This is a genomic window from Streptomyces fumanus (assembly GCF_014655295.1).
In the GTDB taxonomy this organism is placed as follows: Bacteria; Actinomycetota; Actinomycetes; order Streptomycetales; family Streptomycetaceae; genus Streptomyces; species Streptomyces fumanus.
The window spans coordinates 99,467-117,697 of sequence record NZ_BNBI01000007.1; the positions used below are offsets into that span (position 1 = coordinate 99,467).

Sequence of the window (18,231 nt, forward strand, 5' to 3'; positions counted from 1 at the left end):
AGCCCATGACCACGTCCGCCAAGTCCTCGCCCGGCGCCGCGCGGCTCAGCCGGGGCTTCGGCCGGCTCACCGCCCTCGGCGTGCTGCTGGTGCTCGCCGGCCTGGTCGGCCTCGTCTACACCGGGGTCGCCACGCTCACCTCGATGCTGCTGTTCGGCTGGCTGCTGCTGGTCGGCGGGGTGGTCGGGCTGCTGCACGCCGTCGAGTCGCGCGGCGGCAGCTTCTTCTGGCTCGGCGCCGTGGTCGCGGCGCTCAACCTCGCCGCCGGCGTGGTGGTCGTCACCAAGCCGCACGCGGCGGCCTCCGCGCTGACCATGTTCGCCGCCCTGCTGTTCCTCACCGCGGGGCTGTTCCGGCTGGTCGGCAGCGTGATCGTGCGCGGCCCGCAGTTCGGCTGGACGCTGCTGCTGGGCGCCTTCGACCTGCTCCTCGGCGTCCTGGTGCTGATCTCCTGGCCGAGCGGCAGCCAGTACGTCATCGGTACGTTCTTCTCGCTGGCGCTGCTCTTCGACGGGCTGGGGCTGATCGCGACCGGCTTCGGCGGGCGGCGGATCGTCGGGATGGTCTCCGACCGGCTCGCCGCGGAAGGCGGCCCGGGGGAGGAACCGGGCGGCCGGGCCGCCGGATCCGTACCCCCGGAGTAGTCCGCCGGACCGGCGCGTCCGGGACAGGATCGGTCCGGCAACCGGCCCTGGCACACCGCAACGATCAGAAGCGTTCGATAGGCGCCGACTTGTGCTCAGCGGGCCGGGGCGGAGCGAGGCGGTACCGACACTCGGTGCTGTGGCGGCGAGCGAGCGCGAGGGCGGCGACCGGACGATGCACGACGACGGGCGCGGACCCGGCGGCCCCGGACCCGCGGTTCCGGGGCCCTACGAGGGCGTGTGGCGGTTCACCGCCCCCGCCGTCGACGCCTCCGTCCCCCGGGCCCGGCACACCGTGCGGGACCTGCTGCGCCGGCAGGGCGTGCCGGCCCCGGACGACCTGGTGCAGGGGCTGCTCCTGATCGTCTCGGAGCTGGTCACGAACGCCGTCCGGCACGCGGCGGTGCTCTCTCCGGAGCTCGCCGTGGAGGTCGCCGTCGGCGCCGACTGGCTGCGGGTGTCCGTGGAGGACGGCCACCCCTACCGGCCGGCCGCCCTGGAGGCGGACCACGGCCGGACCGGCGGCCGGGGCCTGCTGCTGGTCCGGGAGATCACCCGGGAGGCCGGCGGGGCCTTCGAGGTGGCCCGCACCGCCGGCGGCGGCAAGGCGGTCCGGGCCGTCCTGCCGCTCAAGCCCGGCGAGCCCCAGCCGGGTCCCCTCACCAGCCGGCGGACGGGCCGGTCAGCTCGCGGACCGCGGGACGGGCCGCGTCCAGCACCGTCATGAACCACGCGGAGAAGGTGTCCCGCTCGTGCCGCTCGGCCAGCTCGGCGGGGGTGACGAAGACCGTCTCGGCGACCTCCTGCGGGTCGGGCCGCGGCGGGGCCTGCGCCAGGCCCACGAAGAGGTGGTTGTACTCCTGCTCCACCAGCCCCGAGGCGGGGTCCGGGTGGTTGTAGCGCACCGTGCCCGCCTCGGCGAGCAGCGACGGGGAGATCCCCAGCTCCTCGTGGGTGCGCCGGGCCGCCGCCGCGAAGGGCGCCTCGCCGGGGTAGGGGTGACCGCAGCAGGTGTTCGACCAGACACCGGGGGAGTGGTACTTGCCCAGCGCCCGCTGCTGGAGCAGCAGCCTGCCGCGCTCGTCGAACAGGAACACGGAGAAGGCGCGGTGCAGTCGTCCCGGCGGCTGGTGCGCGGCGAGCTTCTCCTCGGTGCCGATCGTCACGCCGTTCTCGTCGACCAGCTCCAGCAGAATCGCGTCCGCGGAGCCGTTCGACGCGGTGTGCGTCACGGTGGCAGGTGTGATCGGCATACCCATCCTTCGCATCGGTCCTCGCGTCCCCAGTGTGCCGCACGATCCCGGCGGCCCCGGCACTTCACGGTGCCCGCATGTCCCGCGCGGGCGGCGCGCGGAGGGCACCGGGCGGCGCGCGGGCCAGGGCCCCGAAGGTGAATCGTGCCCGGTGCCGCGGTCCGGGAACCGTCCGGGGCGGGCCGGTCTCAGTGGCAGAGCCGTGCCTCGTGCTCCGCGTGGCCGCCGGGCTCCAACTGGAAGGTGCAGTGCTCCACGTCGAAGTGGACGCCCAGGCAGCCCTGCAACTCGTGCAGCATCTTCTCGTGGCCGATCGCGTTCAGCGCCTCGGAGCTGACCACCACGTGCGCGGAGAGCACCGGCATCCCCGAGGTGATCGTCCAGGCGTGCAGGTCGTGCACGTCCTCCACCCCGTCCAGCGCCAGGATGTGCGAGCGCACCTCCTCCATGTCGACGCCCTTGGGCGCCGCCTCCAGCAGCACGTCCAATGTCTCCCGCAGCAGCCTCACGGTCCGCGGCACGATCATCAGGCCGATCACCAGCGAGGCGATCGGGTCGGCCGCCTGCCAGCCGGTGGTCACGATCACCAGCGCCGCCACGATCACCGCCACCGAGCCCAGCGCGTCCGCCGCGACCTCCAGGAACGCGCCCCGCACGTTCAGGCTCTCGGCCTGGCCCCGCATCAGCAGCCCCAGCGACACCGTGTTCGCCACCAGGCCGACCACGCCGAACCAGACGGCCAGCCCGCCCTCGGTACCGGCCGGGGTGACGAACCGGTCGACGGCCTCGAAGAGCACATAGCCGCCCACCCCGAGCAGCAGCAGACAGTTGGCCAGCGCCGCGAGGATCTCGGCGCGGGCGTATCCGAAGGTGCGCCGCCCGGTGGCCGGCCGGCCCGCGAAGTGGATCGCCAGCAGGGCCATGCCCAGGCCCAGCGCGTCCGTCGCCATGTGCGCGGCGTCGGCCACCAGCGCCAGGGAGTCGGCCAGCACCCCGCCGACGATCTCCACGACCATCACGGTGAGCGTGATCCCCAGCGCCGCCCGCAGCCTGCCCCGGTAGGCGGCGGTCGCCGTACCGCCCGGGGGCCCGCCGTGCGCGTGCCCGTGATCGTGCCCAGCCCCCATGGCCGCCGCCTTTCCCTGTCCGTCCGGGTGGCCCAGTCAACTACGGGTGGGGGGTATCCGGCAACGCGACGCTGAACACCGTTGTCATCTGCTCTGACCTGCGAAAACGTTACGCAGGTCAGAGCGCCGGGCGCTCACCCGCCGGGCCCGCCGCCCGAGCGTCCCGGCCGCCCGCGCGGCCGACGCGACCGCCCGCACCGCGCCGCGGCCCCACCACGGCCGGCCGCCGGTCACGTCACGGTCCGCGGGGGCGCGATGTCCCCCGATGCCCGTTCTGGGCGCGCGGTTTGGAGGCCGGGCCTCCGATCCCCGATGATGATCGCGGCAAAGGTGCGTGCAATCCGCGTCGACCGGCCGCCAAACGGGCGGTGAACGCGACGTTGTGGTCATCCGATAGCCTCTGCCGACATGCCGCCCGGGTGTCGCAGGCACGGGCGCCCCACCATGCACAGGCCCGGCGCGCACGGCGTCGGCATCCAGGGAGTGAGTTCGGTTGTCGACCGCCATCCTCACCGGTCAGCCGGTGCCCGGTTCGCCGATCGAGGCCGATCTGCGGGCGCTCGGCTTCGAGGTCCGCCACGCGGCCGACGCCGCCGGCGCCGGGACCCTCCTCGCCGCGGTGCCCGGGGGTGAGCGCGTCGCCGTGGTCGACGCCCGCTTCGTCGGCCATGTGCACGCCCTGCGCCTCGGCCTCACCGACCCCCGCTTCCCGCTCGCCGCGATCCCCGGCGCCGTGACCGCCCAGCCGGCCGCCCGCCCGGCCCTGGCCCGCGCGCTCGCCCGCCAGGAGACGTCCGGGGGCACCACCCTGGTCGGCAGCCTCACCGACCGGATCGTCACCGCCCTGGACGCCGACGGCGCCGCCGTCCACCGGCCCGAGCTGGGCAGCCTGGTCGCCCGCGTCCCCGCCGACCCGCAGGCCGCCAACGAGGCCCGGCAGGCCGTCGCCGCCGTCGACGACGAGGCAGTCCGCCTGAAGTCCGCGGTCAAGGCCCGCGACGGCTTCTTCACCACCTTCTGCATCAGCCCGTACTCCCGCTACATCGCCCGCTGGTGCGCCCGCCGCGGCCTGACCCCGAACCAGGTCACCACCGCCTCCCTGCTCACCGCCCTGATAGCGGCGGCCTGCGCGGCCACCGGCACCCGCGGCGGCTTCGTCGCGGCCGGCGTGCTGCTCATCGCCTCCTTCGTGCTGGACTGCACCGACGGCCAGCTCGCCCGCTACTCGCTGCAGTACTCCACCCTCGGCGCCTGGCTCGACGCGACCTTCGACCGCGCCAAGGAGTACGCCTACTACGCCGGCCTCGCCCTCGGCGCGGCCCGCGGCGGCGACGACGTATGGGCCCTCGCCCTCGGCGCGATGGTCCTCCAGACCTGCCGGCACGTGGTCGACTTCGCCTTCAACGAGGCACATGTCACGGGCACCGACGCCCCCGCCAACGCCAGCCCCACCGCCGCCCTGTCCGGCAGGCTCGACAGCGTCGGCTGGACGGTCTGGGTCCGCCGCATGATCGTCCTGCCGATCGGCGAACGCTGGGCGCTGATCGCCGTCCTCACCGCCGTCACCACCCCCCGGATCACCTTCTGGGTGCTGCTGATCGGCTGCGCCTTCGCCGCCGCGTACACCACGGCCGGCCGGGTCCTGCGCTCGCTGAACAGCAAGGCCCGCCGCACCGACCGGGCCGCCCGCGCGCTGGCCGACCTCGCGGACAGCGGGCCCGTCGCCGAAGGGCTGGCCCGGGTGACGCGCCGGCTGCCCGGCGGCCTCGCCCCGGTAGTGGCCCTGGCGGGCGGCGCCGCCGTGGTCGCCACGGCCGCGGCCACCGGCTTCGGCACCCCCTGGCCGGTCCTCGCCGCCGCCGTCTACGCCCTGACCTCGGCCGCCGCCGTCGCCCGGCCCCTCAAGGGCGCCCTCGACTGGCTGGTCCCGCCGTTCTTCCGCGCCGCCGAGTACCTCACCGTCCTGCTGCTGGCGGCCCGGGCGGACGTGAACGGAGCCCTTCCGGCGGCTTTCGGGCTGGTGGCGGCCGTCGCCTACCATCACTACGACACGGTCTACCGCATCCGGGGCGGCGCCGGGGCACCCCCGGCCTGGCTGGTGCGGGCCATCGGGGGACACGAGGGGCGGACCCTGCTCGTCACCGTTCTGGCCGCGGTGCTGACCGCCCCGCGGTTCACGGCCGCGCTCACGGTGCTCGCCGTGGCCGTGGCCCTGCTGGTGCTCTTCGAGAGCATCCGCTACTGGGTCTCCGCCCACCGGGCCGGATCACCCGCCGTACACGATGAAGGAGAAACCGCATGATCGGCCTCGTGCTCGCGGCCGGCGCCGGACGGCGCCTGCGCCCCTACACCGACAGCCTGCCCAAGGCGCTGGTGCCGGTGGGGCCCGCGGGCATAGAAGGCGAACCGACCGTCCTCGACCTCACCCTCGGCAACTTCGCCGAGATCGGCCTGACCGAGGTCGCGGTCATCGTCGGCTACCGCAAGGAGGCCGTGTACGAGCGCAAGGCGGCGCTGGAGGCCAAGTACGGCCTCAAGCTCACCCTCATCGACAACGACAAGGCCGAGGAGTGGAACAACGCCTACTCCCTGTGGTGCGGCCGGGACGCCCTCAAGGACGGCGTGATCCTCGCCAACGGCGACACCGTCCACCCCGTCTCCGTCGAGAAGACGCTGCTCGCCGCCCGCGGCGACGGCAAGAAGATCATCCTCGCCCTGGACACGGTGAAGTCCCTGGCCGACGAGGAGATGAAGGTCGTCGTCGACCCCGCCAAGGGGAACATGACGAAGATCACCAAGCTGATGGACCCCGCCGAGGCCACCGGCGAGTACATCGGCGTCACCCTCATCGAGGGCGACGCCGCGCCCGAGCTGGCCGACGCGCTGAAGACCGTCTGGCAGACCGACCCCCAGCAGTTCTACGAGCACGGCTACCAGGAGCTGGTCGACCGCGGCTTCCGGATCGACGTGGCGCCGATCGGCGAGGTCGCGTGGGTGGAGATCGACAACCACGACGATCTCGCCCGGGGACGGGAGATCGCGTGCCAGTACTGACCCGGCTCATCCCCTCGCCGGTCGTCGTGGACATCCGCGCGGGCGCCCTCGACGACCTCGCGGGCGTCCTCGCCGACGAGCGGATCTCCCAGTCCGGCAAGCTCGCCATCGCCGTCAGCAACGGCTCCGGGGCCAGGCTGCGCGAGCGCCTCGCCCCCTCGCTGCCCGGCGCCACCTGGTACGAGGTCGGCGGCGGCACCCTCGACGACGCGGTCCGGCTGGCCGGCGACATAAAGGCCGGCCACTACGACGCCGTCGTGGGCCTGGGCGGCGGCAAGATCATCGACTGTGCCAAGTTCGCGGCGGCCCGGGTCGGCCTGCCGCTGGTCGCCGTCGCCACCAACCTCGCGCACGACGGCCTGTGCTCGCCGGTCGCCACCCTCGACAACGACGCGGGCCGCGGCTCGTACGGCGTGCCCAACCCGATCGCGGTCGTCATCGACCTCAACGTGATCCGGGAGGCGCCCGTCCGCTTCGTCCGCTCCGGCATCGGCGACGCCATCTCCAACATCTCCGCGGTCGCCGACTGGGAACTCGCCCACCGCGTCAAGGGCGAGAAGGTCGACGGCCTCGCCGCCGCGATGGCCCGGCAGGCCGGCGAGGCGGTGCTGCGCCACCCCGGCGGCGTCGGCGACGACGCCTTCCTCCAGGTCCTGGCCGAGGCCCTGGTCCTCACCGGCATCGCCATGTCCGTCTCCGGCGACTCGCGCCCCTCCTCCGGCGCCTGCCACGAGATCAACCACGCCTTCGACCTGCTCTACCCCAAGCGCGCCGCCGCCCACGGAGAGCAGTGCGGGATCGGCGCGGCCTTCGCGATGTACCTGCGCGGCGCCCACGAGGAAGCGGCCCGCATGGCCTCGGTGCTGCGCCGGCACGGACTGCCGGTGCTGCCGGAGGAGATCGGCTTCACCCAGGAGGAGTTCGTCCGGGCGGTGGAGTTCGCTCCCCAGACCCGCCCCGGCCGGTACACGATCCTCGAACACCTCGACCTCAAGACCCCACAGATCAAGGACATCTACGCCGACTATGTCAAGGCCATCGGTAGCTGAACTCCGTCCGGTCGTGCACCCCGCGGGGGTGAAGGACCGGCGCAGCGGTGAGCACTGGATGGGACGCCTCTACATGCGTGAGGTGTCCCTGCGGGTCGACCGCTACCTGGTGAACACCCGGGTCACGCCCAACCAGCTCACGTACCTGATGACCGTCTTCGGTGTGCTCGCGGCCCCGGCCCTGCTGGTGCCGGGGATCGCGGGTGCCGTGCTCGGCGTGGTCTGCGTGCAGATGTACCTGCTGCTGGACTGCGTCGACGGCGAGGTGGCCCGCTGGAAGAAGCAGTACTCCCTCGGCGGGGTCTACCTGGACCGGGTCGGCGCCTACCTCACCGACGCGGCCGTCCTGGTCGGCCTCGGCCTGCGCGCCGCCGACCTGTGGGGCACCGGGCGGATCGACTGGCTGTGGGCCTTCCTCGGCACCCTCGCCGCCCTCGGCGCCATATTGATCAAGGCCGAGACCGACCTGGTCCAGGTCGCCCGGCACCAGGCCGGCAAGGAGCCGGTCAAGGAGGCCGCCGCCGAGATGCGCTCCTCCGGCATGGCGCTGGCCCGCCGGGCCGCCGCCGCGCTGAAGTTCCACCGCCTCATCCTCGGCATCGAGGCGTCCCTGCTGATCCTGGTCCTGGCGATCGTGGACGCGGCCCGCGGCGACCTGTTCTTCACCCGCCTGGGCACCGCCGTCCTGGCCGGCATCGCCCTGCTCCAGACCCTGCTGCACCTGGTGTCCGTCCTCGCCTCCAGCAGGCTGAAATGAGCCGCCCCATGAAGGTCGGCGCCGTCATCATCACCATGGGCAACCGCCCCGACGAGCTGCGCGCCCTGATCGACTCCGTCGCCAAGCAGGACGGCGACCCGGTCCAGATCGTCGTCGTCGGCAACGGCTCGCCCGTCCCCGACGTCCCCGACGGCGTGCGCACCGTCGAGGTCCCCGAGAACCTCGGCATCCCCGGCGGTCGCAACGTCGGCATCGAGGCGTTCGGCCCCGGCGGCCAGGACGTCGACATCCTGCTCTTCCTCGACGACGACGGCCTGCTCGCCCGCACCGACACCGCCGAACTGTGCCGGGAGGCGTTCGCCGCCGACCCGGAGCTGGGCATCGTCAGCTTCCGCATCGCCGACCCGGACACCGGCGTCACCCAGCGCCGCCACGTGCCCCGGCTGCGCGCCGCCGACCCGATGCGCTCCTCCCGGGTCACCACCTTCCTCGGCGGCGCCAACGCGGTCCGTACCCGGGTCTTCCAGGAGGTCGGGGGCCTGCCGGACGCGTTCTTCTACGCGCACGAGGAGACCGACCTGGCCTGGCGGGCCCTGGACGCGGGCTGGATGATCGACTACCGGTCCGACATGGTGCTGTACCACCCGACGACCGCGCCCTCCCGGCACGCGGTGTACCACCGCATGGTCGCCCGCAACCGGGTCTGGCTGGCCCGCCGCAACCTGCCCGCCCCCCTGGTCCCCGTCTACCTCGGCGTCTGGCTGCTGCTCACCCTGGCCCGCCGCCCCTCCCGCCCGGCGCTGAAAGCCTGGTTCGGCGGCTTCCGGGAAGGCTGGGCCACCCCCTGCGGACCCCGCCGCCCGATGAAGTGGCGTACGGTGTGGCGGCTGACCCGACTGGGCCGGCCCCCGGTGATCTGACAAGCTCGTACCCGAGCGTCCGGGCGGCCCGGGCACGGGCCACGGCGCTCACGCCCAGGCCCGTACGGGCCGAGCCTCCCGAAGACGAAAGTTTCCACCAGTGAGTGAGACAACGCACGACGGCACGGTCGCCCTGACCAAGCCCGTGTCACCCGACGAGGGCCTGACGGCGGCCGAGCTCGCCGCCAAGTACGGGCTGTCCGTGAGCGGCGCCCGCCCCTCCCTCGTCGAGTACGTCCGTCAGCTCTGGGGGCGGCGGCACTTCATCATCGCCTTCTCCCAGGCGAAGCTGACCGCCCAGTACAGCCAGGCCAAGCTGGGCCAGCTCTGGCAGGTGGCCACCCCGCTGCTGAACGCGGCGGTGTACTTCTTCATCTTCGGCCTGCTGCTCGGCGCCCGCCGCGGCATCCCGCACGAGGTCTACGTGCCGTTCCTGGTGACCGGCGTGTTCGTCTTCACCTTCACCCAGTCCTCGGTGCTGGCCGGCGTGCGGGCCATCTCCGGCAACCTCGGCCTGGTGCGGGCGCTGCACTTCCCCCGGGCCTCGCTGCCGGTCTCCTTCGCCCTCCAGCAGCTCCAGCAACTGCTGTTCTCGATGATCGTGCTGGTCATCGTCATGATCGCGTTCGGCAGCTATCCGGGCCTGTCCTGGCTGCTGGTGCTGCCCGCCCTGGCGCTCCAGTTCGTCTTCAACACCGGCCTGGCGCTGATCTTCGCCCGGGCCGGCAGCAAGACCCCCGACCTGGCCCAGTTGATGCCGTTCGTGATGCGCACCTGGATGTACGCCTCCGGCGTGATGTTCAGCATCCCCGCCATGCTGGCCGGCAAGGACGTGCCGGGCTGGCTCGCCGACGTCCTGCAGTGGAACCCCGCCGCGATCTACATGGACCTGGTCCGCTTCGCCCTGATCGACGACTACGGCTCCTCCTACCTGCCCCCGCACGTGTGGGCCTTCGCCCTGGGCTGGGCGGTGCTGTCCGGGGTGGTCGGCTTCGTGTACTTCTGGAAGGCGGAGGAGAGGTACGGCCGTGGCTGAGCAGCCCCAGGAGGAGCGCCCCGGGGGCGAGCGCATCCCCACCGTCATCGCCGACGACCTGCACATCGTCTACCGAGTCAACGGCGCCCGCACCGGCAGGGGCAGCGCCACCGCCGCCCTGAGCCGGATCCTCAAGCGGGGCGAGGAGCGCGGGGTGCGCAAGGTGCACGCCGTACGGGGCGTCTCCTTCGTCGCCTACCGGGGTGAGGCCATCGGCCTGATCGGCTCCAACGGCTCCGGCAAGTCCACCCTGCTGCGGGCCATCGCCGGCCTGCTCCCGGCGGAGCGGGGCAGGGTCTACACCGACGGCCAGCCCTCGCTGCTCGGTGTGAACGCGGCGCTGATGAACGACCTGACCGGCGAGCGCAACGTCATCCTCGGCGGCCTCGCCATGGGCATGTCCCGCGAGCAGATCAAGGAGCGCTACCAGGACATCGTCGACTTCTCCGGCATCAACGAGAAGGGCGACTTCATCACCCTGCCGATGCGCACCTACTCCTCCGGCATGGCGGCCCGGCTGCGCTTCTCCATCGCCGCCGCCAAGGACCACGACGTCCTCATGATCGACGAGGCGCTGGCCACCGGCGACCGCAAGTTCCAGAAGCGCTCCGAGAACCGCATCCGCGAGCTGCGCAAGGAGGCCGGCACGGTCTTCCTGGTCAGTCACAACAACAAGTCGATCCGTGACACCTGCAACCGCGTCCTGTGGCTGGAGCGCGGCGAACTGCGGATGGACGGGCCCACCGACGAGGTGCTCAAGGAGTACGAGAAGTTCACGGCCAGGTAGCCGCGCTAGCGCAAAGGAACCGTCAACTCCGGTCCGGCACAGGAATCTTGGAGTCAATCGGTGTGTTGTTGTGATGTGCGAACGCCCCCCGCGTCGCTCGATGAGCTGTACAACGTAAGCTGTACCGGTCCCGAAACGCGGCACATGGGGCGATAATGCCCGACACCCTCAGCCAGGGCTGCCGCGCGGGCCACCGGGCGGCGTGTCCGAAATAGTGTGTATTGGGTAGGCAGTGTAGAACGGGAGATGTGACGGCAATGGCTACGGAAACTCCCCACCTCCGAGAAGCATGTGCCGGTCACGTCCCGGGCGGCCGCCCGTGACCCTCACCCCCGCGGCGAGCGCCGCCGACACCGAGCGCGGCACGCTCGACAAGGCCGCCGGAGAGAACTTCCCGGTGGCCCCCTTCTTCCTCCCGCGCGACTGGCGCGCCGACCTCATGGCCGTCTACGGGTTCGCCCGTCTGGTCGACGACATCGGCGACGGCGACCTGGCCCCCGGCGGCGCCGACGCCCGCCTCCTCGGCGTCCCCGACACCCGCGCCGAGGACCGCCTCGCCCTCCTCGACGCCTTCGAGGCCGACCTGCGCCGGGTCTTCGACGGCACCCCGCACCACCCGATCCTGCGGCGCCTGCGGCCCACCGTGCGCCGCCGCGCGCTGACCCCCGAGCCCTTCCTCGGTCTGATCGCCGCCAACCGCCAGGACCAGTCGGTCCGGCGCTATCAGACCTACGGCGACCTGCTCGCCTACTGCGAGCTGTCGGCCAACCCGGTCGGCCGGCTGGTCCTCGCCGTCACCGGCACCTCGACGCCCGAGCGGGTCCGCCGCTCCGACGCGATCTGCACGGCCCTGCAGATCGTCGAGCACCTTCAGGACGTCGCCGAGGACCTGGGCCGGGACCGCATCTACCTGCCCGCCGAGGACATGAAGCGATTCCACGTCCGGGAGGCGGACCTTGCCGCGAAAAGCGCTGGCGCGTCGGTGCGCGCCCTGATTGCCTACGAAGCGCAACGCGCCCGCGATCTCCTGGACGAGGGCGCCCCCCTGGTGGGGAGCGTCCACGGCAGGCTCCGGCTGCTGCTCGCGGGGTTCGTGGCGGGCGGCAGGGCGGCGCTCCGGGCGATCGCCGCCGCCGGTTTCGACGTACTTCCCGGCCCGCCCAAGCCCGGCAAGGTGCAGTTGCTGCGCGAGACGGGCCTGATTCTGCGAGGAGAGGGGTGATCCGGACGGTGGAGTCAGAACCCGCGTCCGCGCCGGTACTCGCCGCCTACGGCTACTGCGAGACCGTCACCGGACAGCAGGCCCGGAACTTCGCGTACGGCATCAGGCTGCTGCCCACGCCCAAGCGGCGGGCGATGTCGGCGCTGTACGCCTTCTCCCGCCGCGTCGACGACATCGGCGACGGCCCGCTCGCCGCCGACGTCAAGACGGCCCGGCTGGAGGAGACCCGGGCGCTGCTGGGCCGGATCCGCGAGGGCGCGGTCGAGGAGGACGACACCGACCCGGTCGCGGTCGCCCTCACGGACGCCGCCCGGCGCTTCCCGATCCCGCTCGGCGGCCTGGACGAACTCATCGACGGCGTCGAGATGGACCTGCGCGGCGAGACCTACGAGACCTGGGACGACCTGAAGGTCTACTGCCGCTGCGTGGCCGGTGCCATCGGCCGGCTCTCGCTCGGCGTCTTCGGCACCGAACCGGGAGCGCGCGGCGCCGAGCGCGCCCCCGAGTACGCCGACACGCTCGGCCTCGCCCTCCAGCTCACCAACATCCTGCGGGACGTCCGCGAGGACGCCGAGGGCGGGCGTACCTATCTGCCCGCCGACGACCTCGCCAAATTCGGCTGCTCGGCCGGGTTCAGCGGGCCGAGGCCACCGGAGGGCTCCGACTTCGCGGGCCTCGTGCACTTCGAAGTGCGCCGGGCCCGCGCCCTGTTCGCCGAGGGCTACCGGCTGCTGCCCATGCTCGACCGGCGCAGCGGCGCCTGTGTCGCCGCCATGGCCGGCATCTACCGCCGACTCCTGGACCGCATCGAACGCGACCCGGAGGCCGTGCTGCGCGGCCGGGTCTCGCTGCCCGGCCGCGAGAAGGCGTACGTCGCCGTGCGCGGCCTGTCCGGCCTGGACGCCCGGCATGTGACGCGCCGGACGGTCAGGAGGCGCGCTTGATGGACAATCCGGCCCAGGACGACACAACCGGGGACACACCTCGGGCAACCCTCCGCCGGTCGCCCGCGTCCCTGACGGAGACGGCCGACCGGGCGACGCTCACTCACCACGGCCGCCGAGCGGGGAAGGGCGCACGATGACCCACGACAACGGCACGCGGCCCGGGAGAGCGCTCTCGGACGTCACCGCGCGCCCCGGCGCACACGCCGTCGTCGTCGGCGGCGGGCTGGCCGGCGTCACCGCCGCCCTCGCGCTCGCCGACGCGGGCGTCCGCGTCACCCTCCTGGAGGGCCGGCCCCGCCTCGGCGGGCTCGCCTTCTCCTTCCGGCGCGGCGAGCTGACCGTCGACAACGGCCAGCACGTCTACCTGCGCTGCTGCACCGCCTACCGCTGGTTCCTCGACCGCATCGAGGGCACCGCGCTCGCTCCGCTGCAGGACCGGCTCGACGTGCCGGTGGTCGACGTGACCCGGCCCGAGGGCCGGCGGCTGGGCCGGCTGCGCCGGGACGCGCTGCCGGTCCCCCTGCACCTGGGGCGCAGCCTCGCCACGTATCCGCACCTGTCGCTCGCCGACCGGGCCCGGGTGGGCCGGGCCGCGCTCGCGCTGAAGGGGCTCGACCTCGCCGATCCGGACCTGGACACCCAGGACTTCGGCGGTTGGCTGGCCGCGCACGGCCAGTCGCCGCGGGCCGTGGAGGCCCTGTGGGACCTGGTCGGGGTCGCCACCCTCAACGCGGTCGCGGGCGACGCCTCCCTGGGGCTCGCCGCGATGGTGTTCAAGACCGGTCTGCTGTCCGACCCGGGCGCGGCCGACATCGGCTGGGCCCGCGTACCCCTGGGCGAACTGCACGACCGGCTGGCCCGCAAGGCGCTCGACTCCGCGGGCGTCCGTACCGAGGTCCGTACACGCGTCACCTCCGTCTCCCGCAACGAGAACGGCGGATGGAGCGTTCAGGTTCCCGGCGAGCGGATCGACGCGGACGCCGTCGTCCTCGCCGTCCCCCAGCGCGAGGCGCACGGACTGCTCCCCGACGGCGTCCTGGACGACCCCGATCGGCTGCTGCGGATGGGCGACGCGCCGATCCTCAACGTCCACGTGGTCTACGACCGCCAGGTGCTCAACACGCCGTTCCTCACCGCGCTGGGCACCCCCCTGCAATGGGTGTTCGACCGCACCGGGGCCTCCGGCCTGACCGAGGGCCAGTACCTGGCGGTGTCGCAGTCGGCCGCCCAGGACGAGATCGACGAACCCGTGGCCGTGCTGCGCGAGCGCTACCTGCCCGAACTGGAGAGGCTGCTGCCCCGCGCCCGGGGCGCCGAGGTGAGGGACTTCTTCGTGACCAGGGAGCGCACCGCGACGTTCGCCCCCGCCCCCGGCGTCGGACGGCTGAGGCCCGGCGCCCGCACCAAGGCACCCGGCCTGTACCTGGCCGGAGCGTGGACCGCCACCGGGTGGCCCGCGACCATGGAGAGTGCGGTCCGCAGCGGTGTCGGTGCGGCGGGCGCCGCGCTCGACGCGCTGGGCCGGTCCCGCGACGTCCTCCCCGACTTCTTCGAGGAGGCGGCGTGAGAACCGAAGCGCGGGGCACCGACCGCACCCCCGGTACCGCAACTGGAGGAAAGACTGTGCCCACTGTGCCCCCGGCCCCGGCGGCCGACCGACGGACCACGGTGGACGTGACCGCGCTGCTGGAGCGCGGCCGGACCCTGGCCACGCCGGTTCTGCGGGCGGCCGTCGACCGTCTGGCGCCTCCCATGGACACCGTCGCCGCCTACCACTTCGGCTGGATCGACGCCCAGGGCAACCCGGCGGCCGGCGACGGCGGCAAGGCCGTGCGGCCCGCCCTGGCGGTGCTCTCCGCCGAGGTCACCGGTGGCGCCCCCGAGGCGGGCGTGCCCGGCGCGGTCGCCGTCGAACTGGTCCACAACTTCTCGCTGCTGCACGACGACCTGATGGACGGCGACGAACAGCGCCGGCACCGCGACACCGTCTGGAAGGTGCACGGCCCCGCCCAGGCCATCCTGGTCGGCGACGCCCTGTTCGCGCTGGCCAACGAGATCCTGCTGGAACTCGGCACCGTCGAGGCCGGCCGCGCCACCCGCCGGCTGACCAGCGCCACCCGCGCCCTGATCGACGGCCAGGCCCAGGACATCTCCTACGAGCACCGCGACCGGGTCAGCGTCGAGGAGTGCCTGGAGATGGAGGGCAACAAGACCGGCGCCCTGCTGGCCTGCGCCAGCTCCATCGGCGCGGTCCTCGGCGGCGCCGACGACCGCACCGCCGACGCGCTGGAGAAGTACGGCTACCACCTCGGCCTCGCCTTCCAGGCCGTCGACGACCTGCTGGGCATCTGGGGCGACCCGGAGGCCACCGGCAAGCAGACCTGGAGCGACCTGCGCCAGCGCAAGAAGTCCCTCCCGGTCGTCGCCGCCCTCGCGGCCGACGGCGCCGCCGCCGAACGGCTCGGCGAACTCCTCGCCGCCGACGCCGGGAGCAGCGACTTCGCGAACTTCTCCGAGGAGGAGTTCGCGGCCCGCGCCGCCCTCATCGAGAAGGCGGGCGGGCGCGAGTGGACCGCCCAGGAGGCGCGCCGCCAGCACACCATCGCCATCGAGGCCCTCGACGCGGTGGACATGCCCGGCGCGGTCCGGGACCGGTTCACGGCGCTCGCCGACTTCGTCGTCGTACGGAAGAGATGATCGCTATCGGTCGAACAGCCCTCGCGTAGTCGCCGGCCGGTGCCCCGGGCACCGGCCGACGGCGGACCCACAGCAGACACGCACACTGCACGAAGGGGAAGCCATGACAGCGACGACCGACGGAAGCACCGGGGCCACCCTGCCGCCCCGCGCAGCCGCGGCCAGTGACACCACCAGCACCGTCCCCGAGGCGACCGGGGTACAAGAAGCCGCCGCCCGCGCCACCCGGCGCGCCACCGAATTCCTGCTCGCCCGGCAGGACGCGGAGGGCTGGTGGAAGGGCGACCTGGAGACCAACGTCACCATGGACGCCGAAGACCTGCTGCTCCGCCAGTTCCTCGGCATCCTCGACGAGGACACCGTGCGCGCCGCCGCCCTGTTCATCCGCGGCGAGCAGCGCGAGGACGGCACCTGGGCCACCTTCTACGGCGGCCCCGGCGAACTGTCCGCCACCGTCGAGGCGTACGTGGCCCTGAGACTGGCCGGCGACCCGCCCGACGCGCCGCACATGGCGAAGGCCGCCGCGTGGGTCCGGGCCCGCGGCGGCATCGCGGCCACCCGGGTCTTCACCCGGATCTGGCTCGCCCTGTTCGGCTGGTGGAAGTGGGAGGACCTGCCCGAACTCCCGCCGGAACTCATCTGGTTCCCCACCTGGATGCCGCTGAACATCTACGACTTCGGCTGCTGGGCCCGGCAGACCATCGTGCCGCTGACCGTCGTCTCGGCCAAGCGCCCGGTCCGCCCCGCCCCCTTCCCCCTCGACGAGCTGCACACCGACCCCGCGGACCCCAACCCGGCCCGCCCGCTCGCCCCCGCCGCGACCTGGGACGGCGCCTTCCAGCGCATCGACAAGGCACTGCACGCCTTCCGCCGGGTCGCCCCCCGCAAGGTGCGCCGCGCCGCGATGAACGCCGCCGCCCGCTGGATCATCGAGCGGCAGGAGAACGACGGCTGCTGGGGCGGCATCCAGCCCCCGGCCGTGTACTCGGTCATCGCCCTGTACCTGCTGGGCTACGACCTCGAACACCCCGTGATGCGGGCGGGCCTGGAGTCCCTGGACCGGTTCGCGGTCTGGCGCGAGGACGGCGCCCGCATGATCGAGGCGTGCCAGTCCCCGGTGTGGGACACCTGCCTGGCGACCATCGCGCTGGCCGACGCCGGGGTGCCCGCGGACCACCCGCAGCTCGTCAAGGCCGCGGACTGGATGCTCGGCGAACAGGTGGTGCGCCCCGGCGACTGGTCGGTCAAGCGGCCCGGACTGCCGCCCGGCGGCTGGGCGTTCGAGTTCCACAACGACAACTACCCCGACATCGACGACACCGCCGAGGTCGTCCTGGCGCTGCGCCGGGTGCGGCACCACGACCCGGAGCGGGTGGAGAAGGCCATCGGCCGCGGGGTGCGCTGGAACCTGGGCATGCAGTCGAAGAACGGCGCCTGGGGCGCCTTCGACGTGGACAACACCAGCCCGTTCCCCAACCGGCTGCCGTTCTGCGACTTCGGCGAGGTCATCGACCCGCCGTCGGCCGACGTCACCGCGCACGTCGTGGAGATGCTCGCCGCCGAGGGCCTGGCCCACGACCCGCGCACCCGGCGCGGCATCCAGTGGCTGCTCGCCGAACAGGAGGCGGACGGCTCCTGGTTCGGCCGCTGGGGCGTCAACTACGTCTACGGCACCGGCTCGGTGGTCCCCGCCCTGGTCGCCGCCGGACTGCCCGCCGCGCACCCGGCGATCCGCCGCGCGGTGGCCTGGCTGGAGTCGGTGCAGAACGACGACGGCGGCTGGGGCGAGGACCTGCGCTCCTACCGGTACGTCCGGGAGTGGAGCGGCCGGGGCGCCTCCACCGCCTCGCAGACCGCGTGGGCACTGATGGCCCTGCTGGCGGCCGGGGAACGGGAGTCCAGGGCCGTCGAACGCGGCATCGCCTGGCTGGCCGCCACCCAGCGCGAGGACGGCTCCTGGGACGAGCCGTACTTCACCGGCACCGGCTTCCCCTGGGACTTCTCCATCAACTACCACCTGTACCGCCAGGTCTTCCCGCTCACCGCGCTCGGCCGGTACGTGCACGGGGAGCCCGCCGTGCTCACCCGGCACACCGCCGGCCGGACCCGCGCCGAGGCGAAGGCCGGCTGATGCCCACCCCCTCCGCCCCGGCACCGCTGCTGATCGCCTGCGCGCTCGGCATCGAGCACCTCGCCCTGCGCGCCGGCGACCGCGGCGGCGCCGGCGGGCCCGTGACCGTGCTGCGCACCGGCATGGGCCCCAGGTCGGCCGAGCGGTCCGTCACCCGGGTCCTGGCCGACCCTGCGCTCGCCGACGCCGCCGTGCTGGCCACCGGCTTCTGCGCGGGGCTCGCCCCGGGCATGCACCCCGGCGACCTGGTGGTCGCCGAGGAGACCCGGGACCCGCGCGGCACGGTCGGCTGCGTCGGCACCGACCGGCTGGTCAAGGAACTCGCCCGGACCCTGCCCGGGCGGACCGTGCACACCGGGCCGCTCACCGGCTCCGACCACGTGGTCCGCGGCCCCGAACGCGCGGACCTGCTCGCCACCGGCGCGATCGCGGTCGACATGGAGTCCGCGGCCACGCTCCTGAGCGCCGTACGCACGGCCGCGCGCCCGGTTGCGGCCGTGCGGGTGGTCGTGGACGCTCCAGAACACGAGCTCGTCCGGATCGGTACGTTGCGCGGTGGAATATCGGCCTTCCGCGTTCTTCGTTCCGTCCTTCCCGCTTTCTATGAATGGCACCGTTCTTTGCTGCTCCCCAGGAGGTGAGCCAG

The 18,231-nt window shown here is 73.3% G+C and carries 18 protein-coding genes; 16 read left to right on the plus strand and 2 right to left on the minus strand.

Going from position 1 to position 18,231, the window contains the following annotated elements; all coding sequences use genetic code 11:
• Nucleotides 1-5: 5 nt before the first annotated feature.
• Together IE316_RS16870 and IE316_RS16875 are read left to right on the plus strand one after the other, a co-directional pair.
• Nucleotides 6-644 carry an HdeD family acid-resistance protein gene (locus IE316_RS16870; RefSeq protein WP_190205181.1) on the plus strand — a complete coding sequence of 213 codons (639 nt, stop codon included), beginning with the start codon at nucleotides 6-8 and terminating at the stop codon, nucleotides 642-644.
• Between the two features lie 175 nt (nucleotides 645-819).
• A complete protein-coding gene (locus tag IE316_RS16875; protein ID WP_190205409.1) occupies nucleotides 820-1,371 on the plus strand; it encodes an ATP-binding protein in 552 nt (183 codons plus the stop codon).
• On the opposite strand, the gene idi is transcribed toward IE316_RS16875, so the two are convergent.
• Both idi and IE316_RS16885 read right to left on the minus strand, forming a co-directional pair.
• The gene (gene idi, locus IE316_RS16880; RefSeq protein ID WP_190205182.1) at nucleotides 1,304-1,897 is read right to left on the minus strand and encodes an isopentenyl-diphosphate Delta-isomerase; all 594 of its coding nucleotides are present in this window, start codon (nucleotides 1,895-1,897) and stop codon (nucleotides 1,304-1,306) included. The genes IE316_RS16875 and idi overlap by 68 nt on opposite strands.
• A 188-nt stretch (nucleotides 1,898-2,085) precedes the next feature.
• On the minus strand, nucleotides 2,086-3,024 hold the full coding sequence (locus IE316_RS16885; protein ID WP_190205183.1) for a cation diffusion facilitator family transporter: 939 nt from the start codon (nucleotides 3,022-3,024) through the stop codon (nucleotides 2,086-2,088).
• 493 nt (nucleotides 3,025-3,517) lie between these two features.
• Between IE316_RS16885 and IE316_RS16890 the strand changes: the two genes are divergently transcribed.
• From IE316_RS16890 to IE316_RS16950, 14 genes are all read left to right on the plus strand, one after another.
• Nucleotides 3,518-5,326 carry a DUF5941 domain-containing protein gene (locus tag IE316_RS16890; protein ID WP_190205184.1) on the plus strand — a complete coding sequence of 603 codons (1,809 nt, stop codon included), beginning with the start codon at nucleotides 3,518-3,520 and terminating at the stop codon, nucleotides 5,324-5,326.
• Nucleotides 5,323-6,078 (plus strand): phosphocholine cytidylyltransferase family protein, encoded by a 756-nt coding sequence (locus IE316_RS16895; RefSeq protein ID WP_190205185.1) that lies wholly within the window; start codon nucleotides 5,323-5,325, stop codon nucleotides 6,076-6,078. Before IE316_RS16890 ends, IE316_RS16895 begins: the two co-directional genes overlap by 4 nt.
• Nucleotides 6,066-7,127: an iron-containing alcohol dehydrogenase family protein gene (locus tag IE316_RS16900; RefSeq protein ID WP_190205186.1), complete on the plus strand. Its 1,062-nt coding sequence runs from the start codon at nucleotides 6,066-6,068 to the stop codon at nucleotides 7,125-7,127. The genes IE316_RS16895 and IE316_RS16900 overlap by 13 nt, the downstream gene beginning before the upstream one ends.
• A complete protein-coding gene (locus tag IE316_RS16905; protein ID WP_190205187.1) occupies nucleotides 7,105-7,884 on the plus strand; it encodes a CDP-alcohol phosphatidyltransferase family protein in 780 nt (259 codons plus the stop codon). Before IE316_RS16900 ends, IE316_RS16905 begins: the two co-directional genes overlap by 23 nt.
• Nucleotides 7,885-7,892: 8 nt before the next feature.
• Nucleotides 7,893-8,765 (plus strand): glycosyltransferase family 2 protein, encoded by an 873-nt coding sequence (locus tag IE316_RS16910; RefSeq protein WP_190205188.1) that lies wholly within the window; start codon nucleotides 7,893-7,895, stop codon nucleotides 8,763-8,765.
• A 100-nt stretch (nucleotides 8,766-8,865) separates the two neighbouring features.
• Nucleotides 8,866-9,801 (plus strand): ABC transporter permease, encoded by a 936-nt coding sequence (locus tag IE316_RS16915; RefSeq protein WP_190205189.1) that lies wholly within the window; start codon nucleotides 8,866-8,868, stop codon nucleotides 9,799-9,801.
• On the plus strand, nucleotides 9,794-10,588 hold the full coding sequence (locus IE316_RS16920) for an ABC transporter ATP-binding protein (protein ID WP_190205190.1): 795 nt from the start codon (nucleotides 9,794-9,796) through the stop codon (nucleotides 10,586-10,588). Before IE316_RS16915 ends, IE316_RS16920 begins: the two co-directional genes overlap by 8 nt.
• Nucleotides 10,589-10,877: 289 nt before the next feature.
• Entirely contained in the window at nucleotides 10,878-11,810 is a 933-nt protein-coding gene (gene hpnC, locus IE316_RS16925) for a squalene synthase HpnC (protein WP_190205191.1), read from the plus strand.
• Nucleotides 11,807-12,754 carry a presqualene diphosphate synthase HpnD gene (hpnD, locus tag IE316_RS16930; RefSeq protein ID WP_190205192.1) on the plus strand — a complete coding sequence of 316 codons (948 nt, stop codon included), beginning with the start codon at nucleotides 11,807-11,809 and terminating at the stop codon, nucleotides 12,752-12,754. Before hpnC ends, hpnD begins: the two co-directional genes overlap by 4 nt.
• Nucleotides 12,754-12,894 carry a DUF6380 family protein gene (locus IE316_RS36255; RefSeq protein ID WP_351057022.1) on the plus strand — a complete coding sequence of 47 codons (141 nt, stop codon included), beginning with the start codon at nucleotides 12,754-12,756 and terminating at the stop codon, nucleotides 12,892-12,894. Before hpnD ends, IE316_RS36255 begins: the two co-directional genes overlap by 1 nt.
• Nucleotides 12,891-14,324 (plus strand): hydroxysqualene dehydroxylase HpnE, encoded by a 1,434-nt coding sequence (hpnE, locus tag IE316_RS16935; protein WP_190205193.1) that lies wholly within the window; start codon nucleotides 12,891-12,893, stop codon nucleotides 14,322-14,324. Before IE316_RS36255 ends, hpnE begins: the two co-directional genes overlap by 4 nt.
• 65 nt (nucleotides 14,325-14,389) lie before the next feature.
• Complete coding sequence (locus IE316_RS16940) at nucleotides 14,390-15,454, plus strand: polyprenyl synthetase family protein (protein ID WP_190205410.1); 1,065 nt, start codon at nucleotides 14,390-14,392, stop codon at nucleotides 15,452-15,454.
• 103 nt (nucleotides 15,455-15,557) lie between these two features.
• Nucleotides 15,558-17,585 carry a squalene--hopene cyclase gene (gene shc, locus IE316_RS16945; RefSeq protein WP_190205194.1) on the plus strand — a complete coding sequence of 676 codons (2,028 nt, stop codon included), beginning with the start codon at nucleotides 15,558-15,560 and terminating at the stop codon, nucleotides 17,583-17,585.
• On the plus strand, nucleotides 17,585-18,226 hold the full coding sequence (locus tag IE316_RS16950) for a phosphorylase family protein (RefSeq protein WP_190205195.1): 642 nt from the start codon (nucleotides 17,585-17,587) through the stop codon (nucleotides 18,224-18,226). The genes shc and IE316_RS16950 overlap by 1 nt, the downstream gene beginning before the upstream one ends.
• The last annotated feature ends 5 nt before the right edge of the window (nucleotides 18,227-18,231 follow it).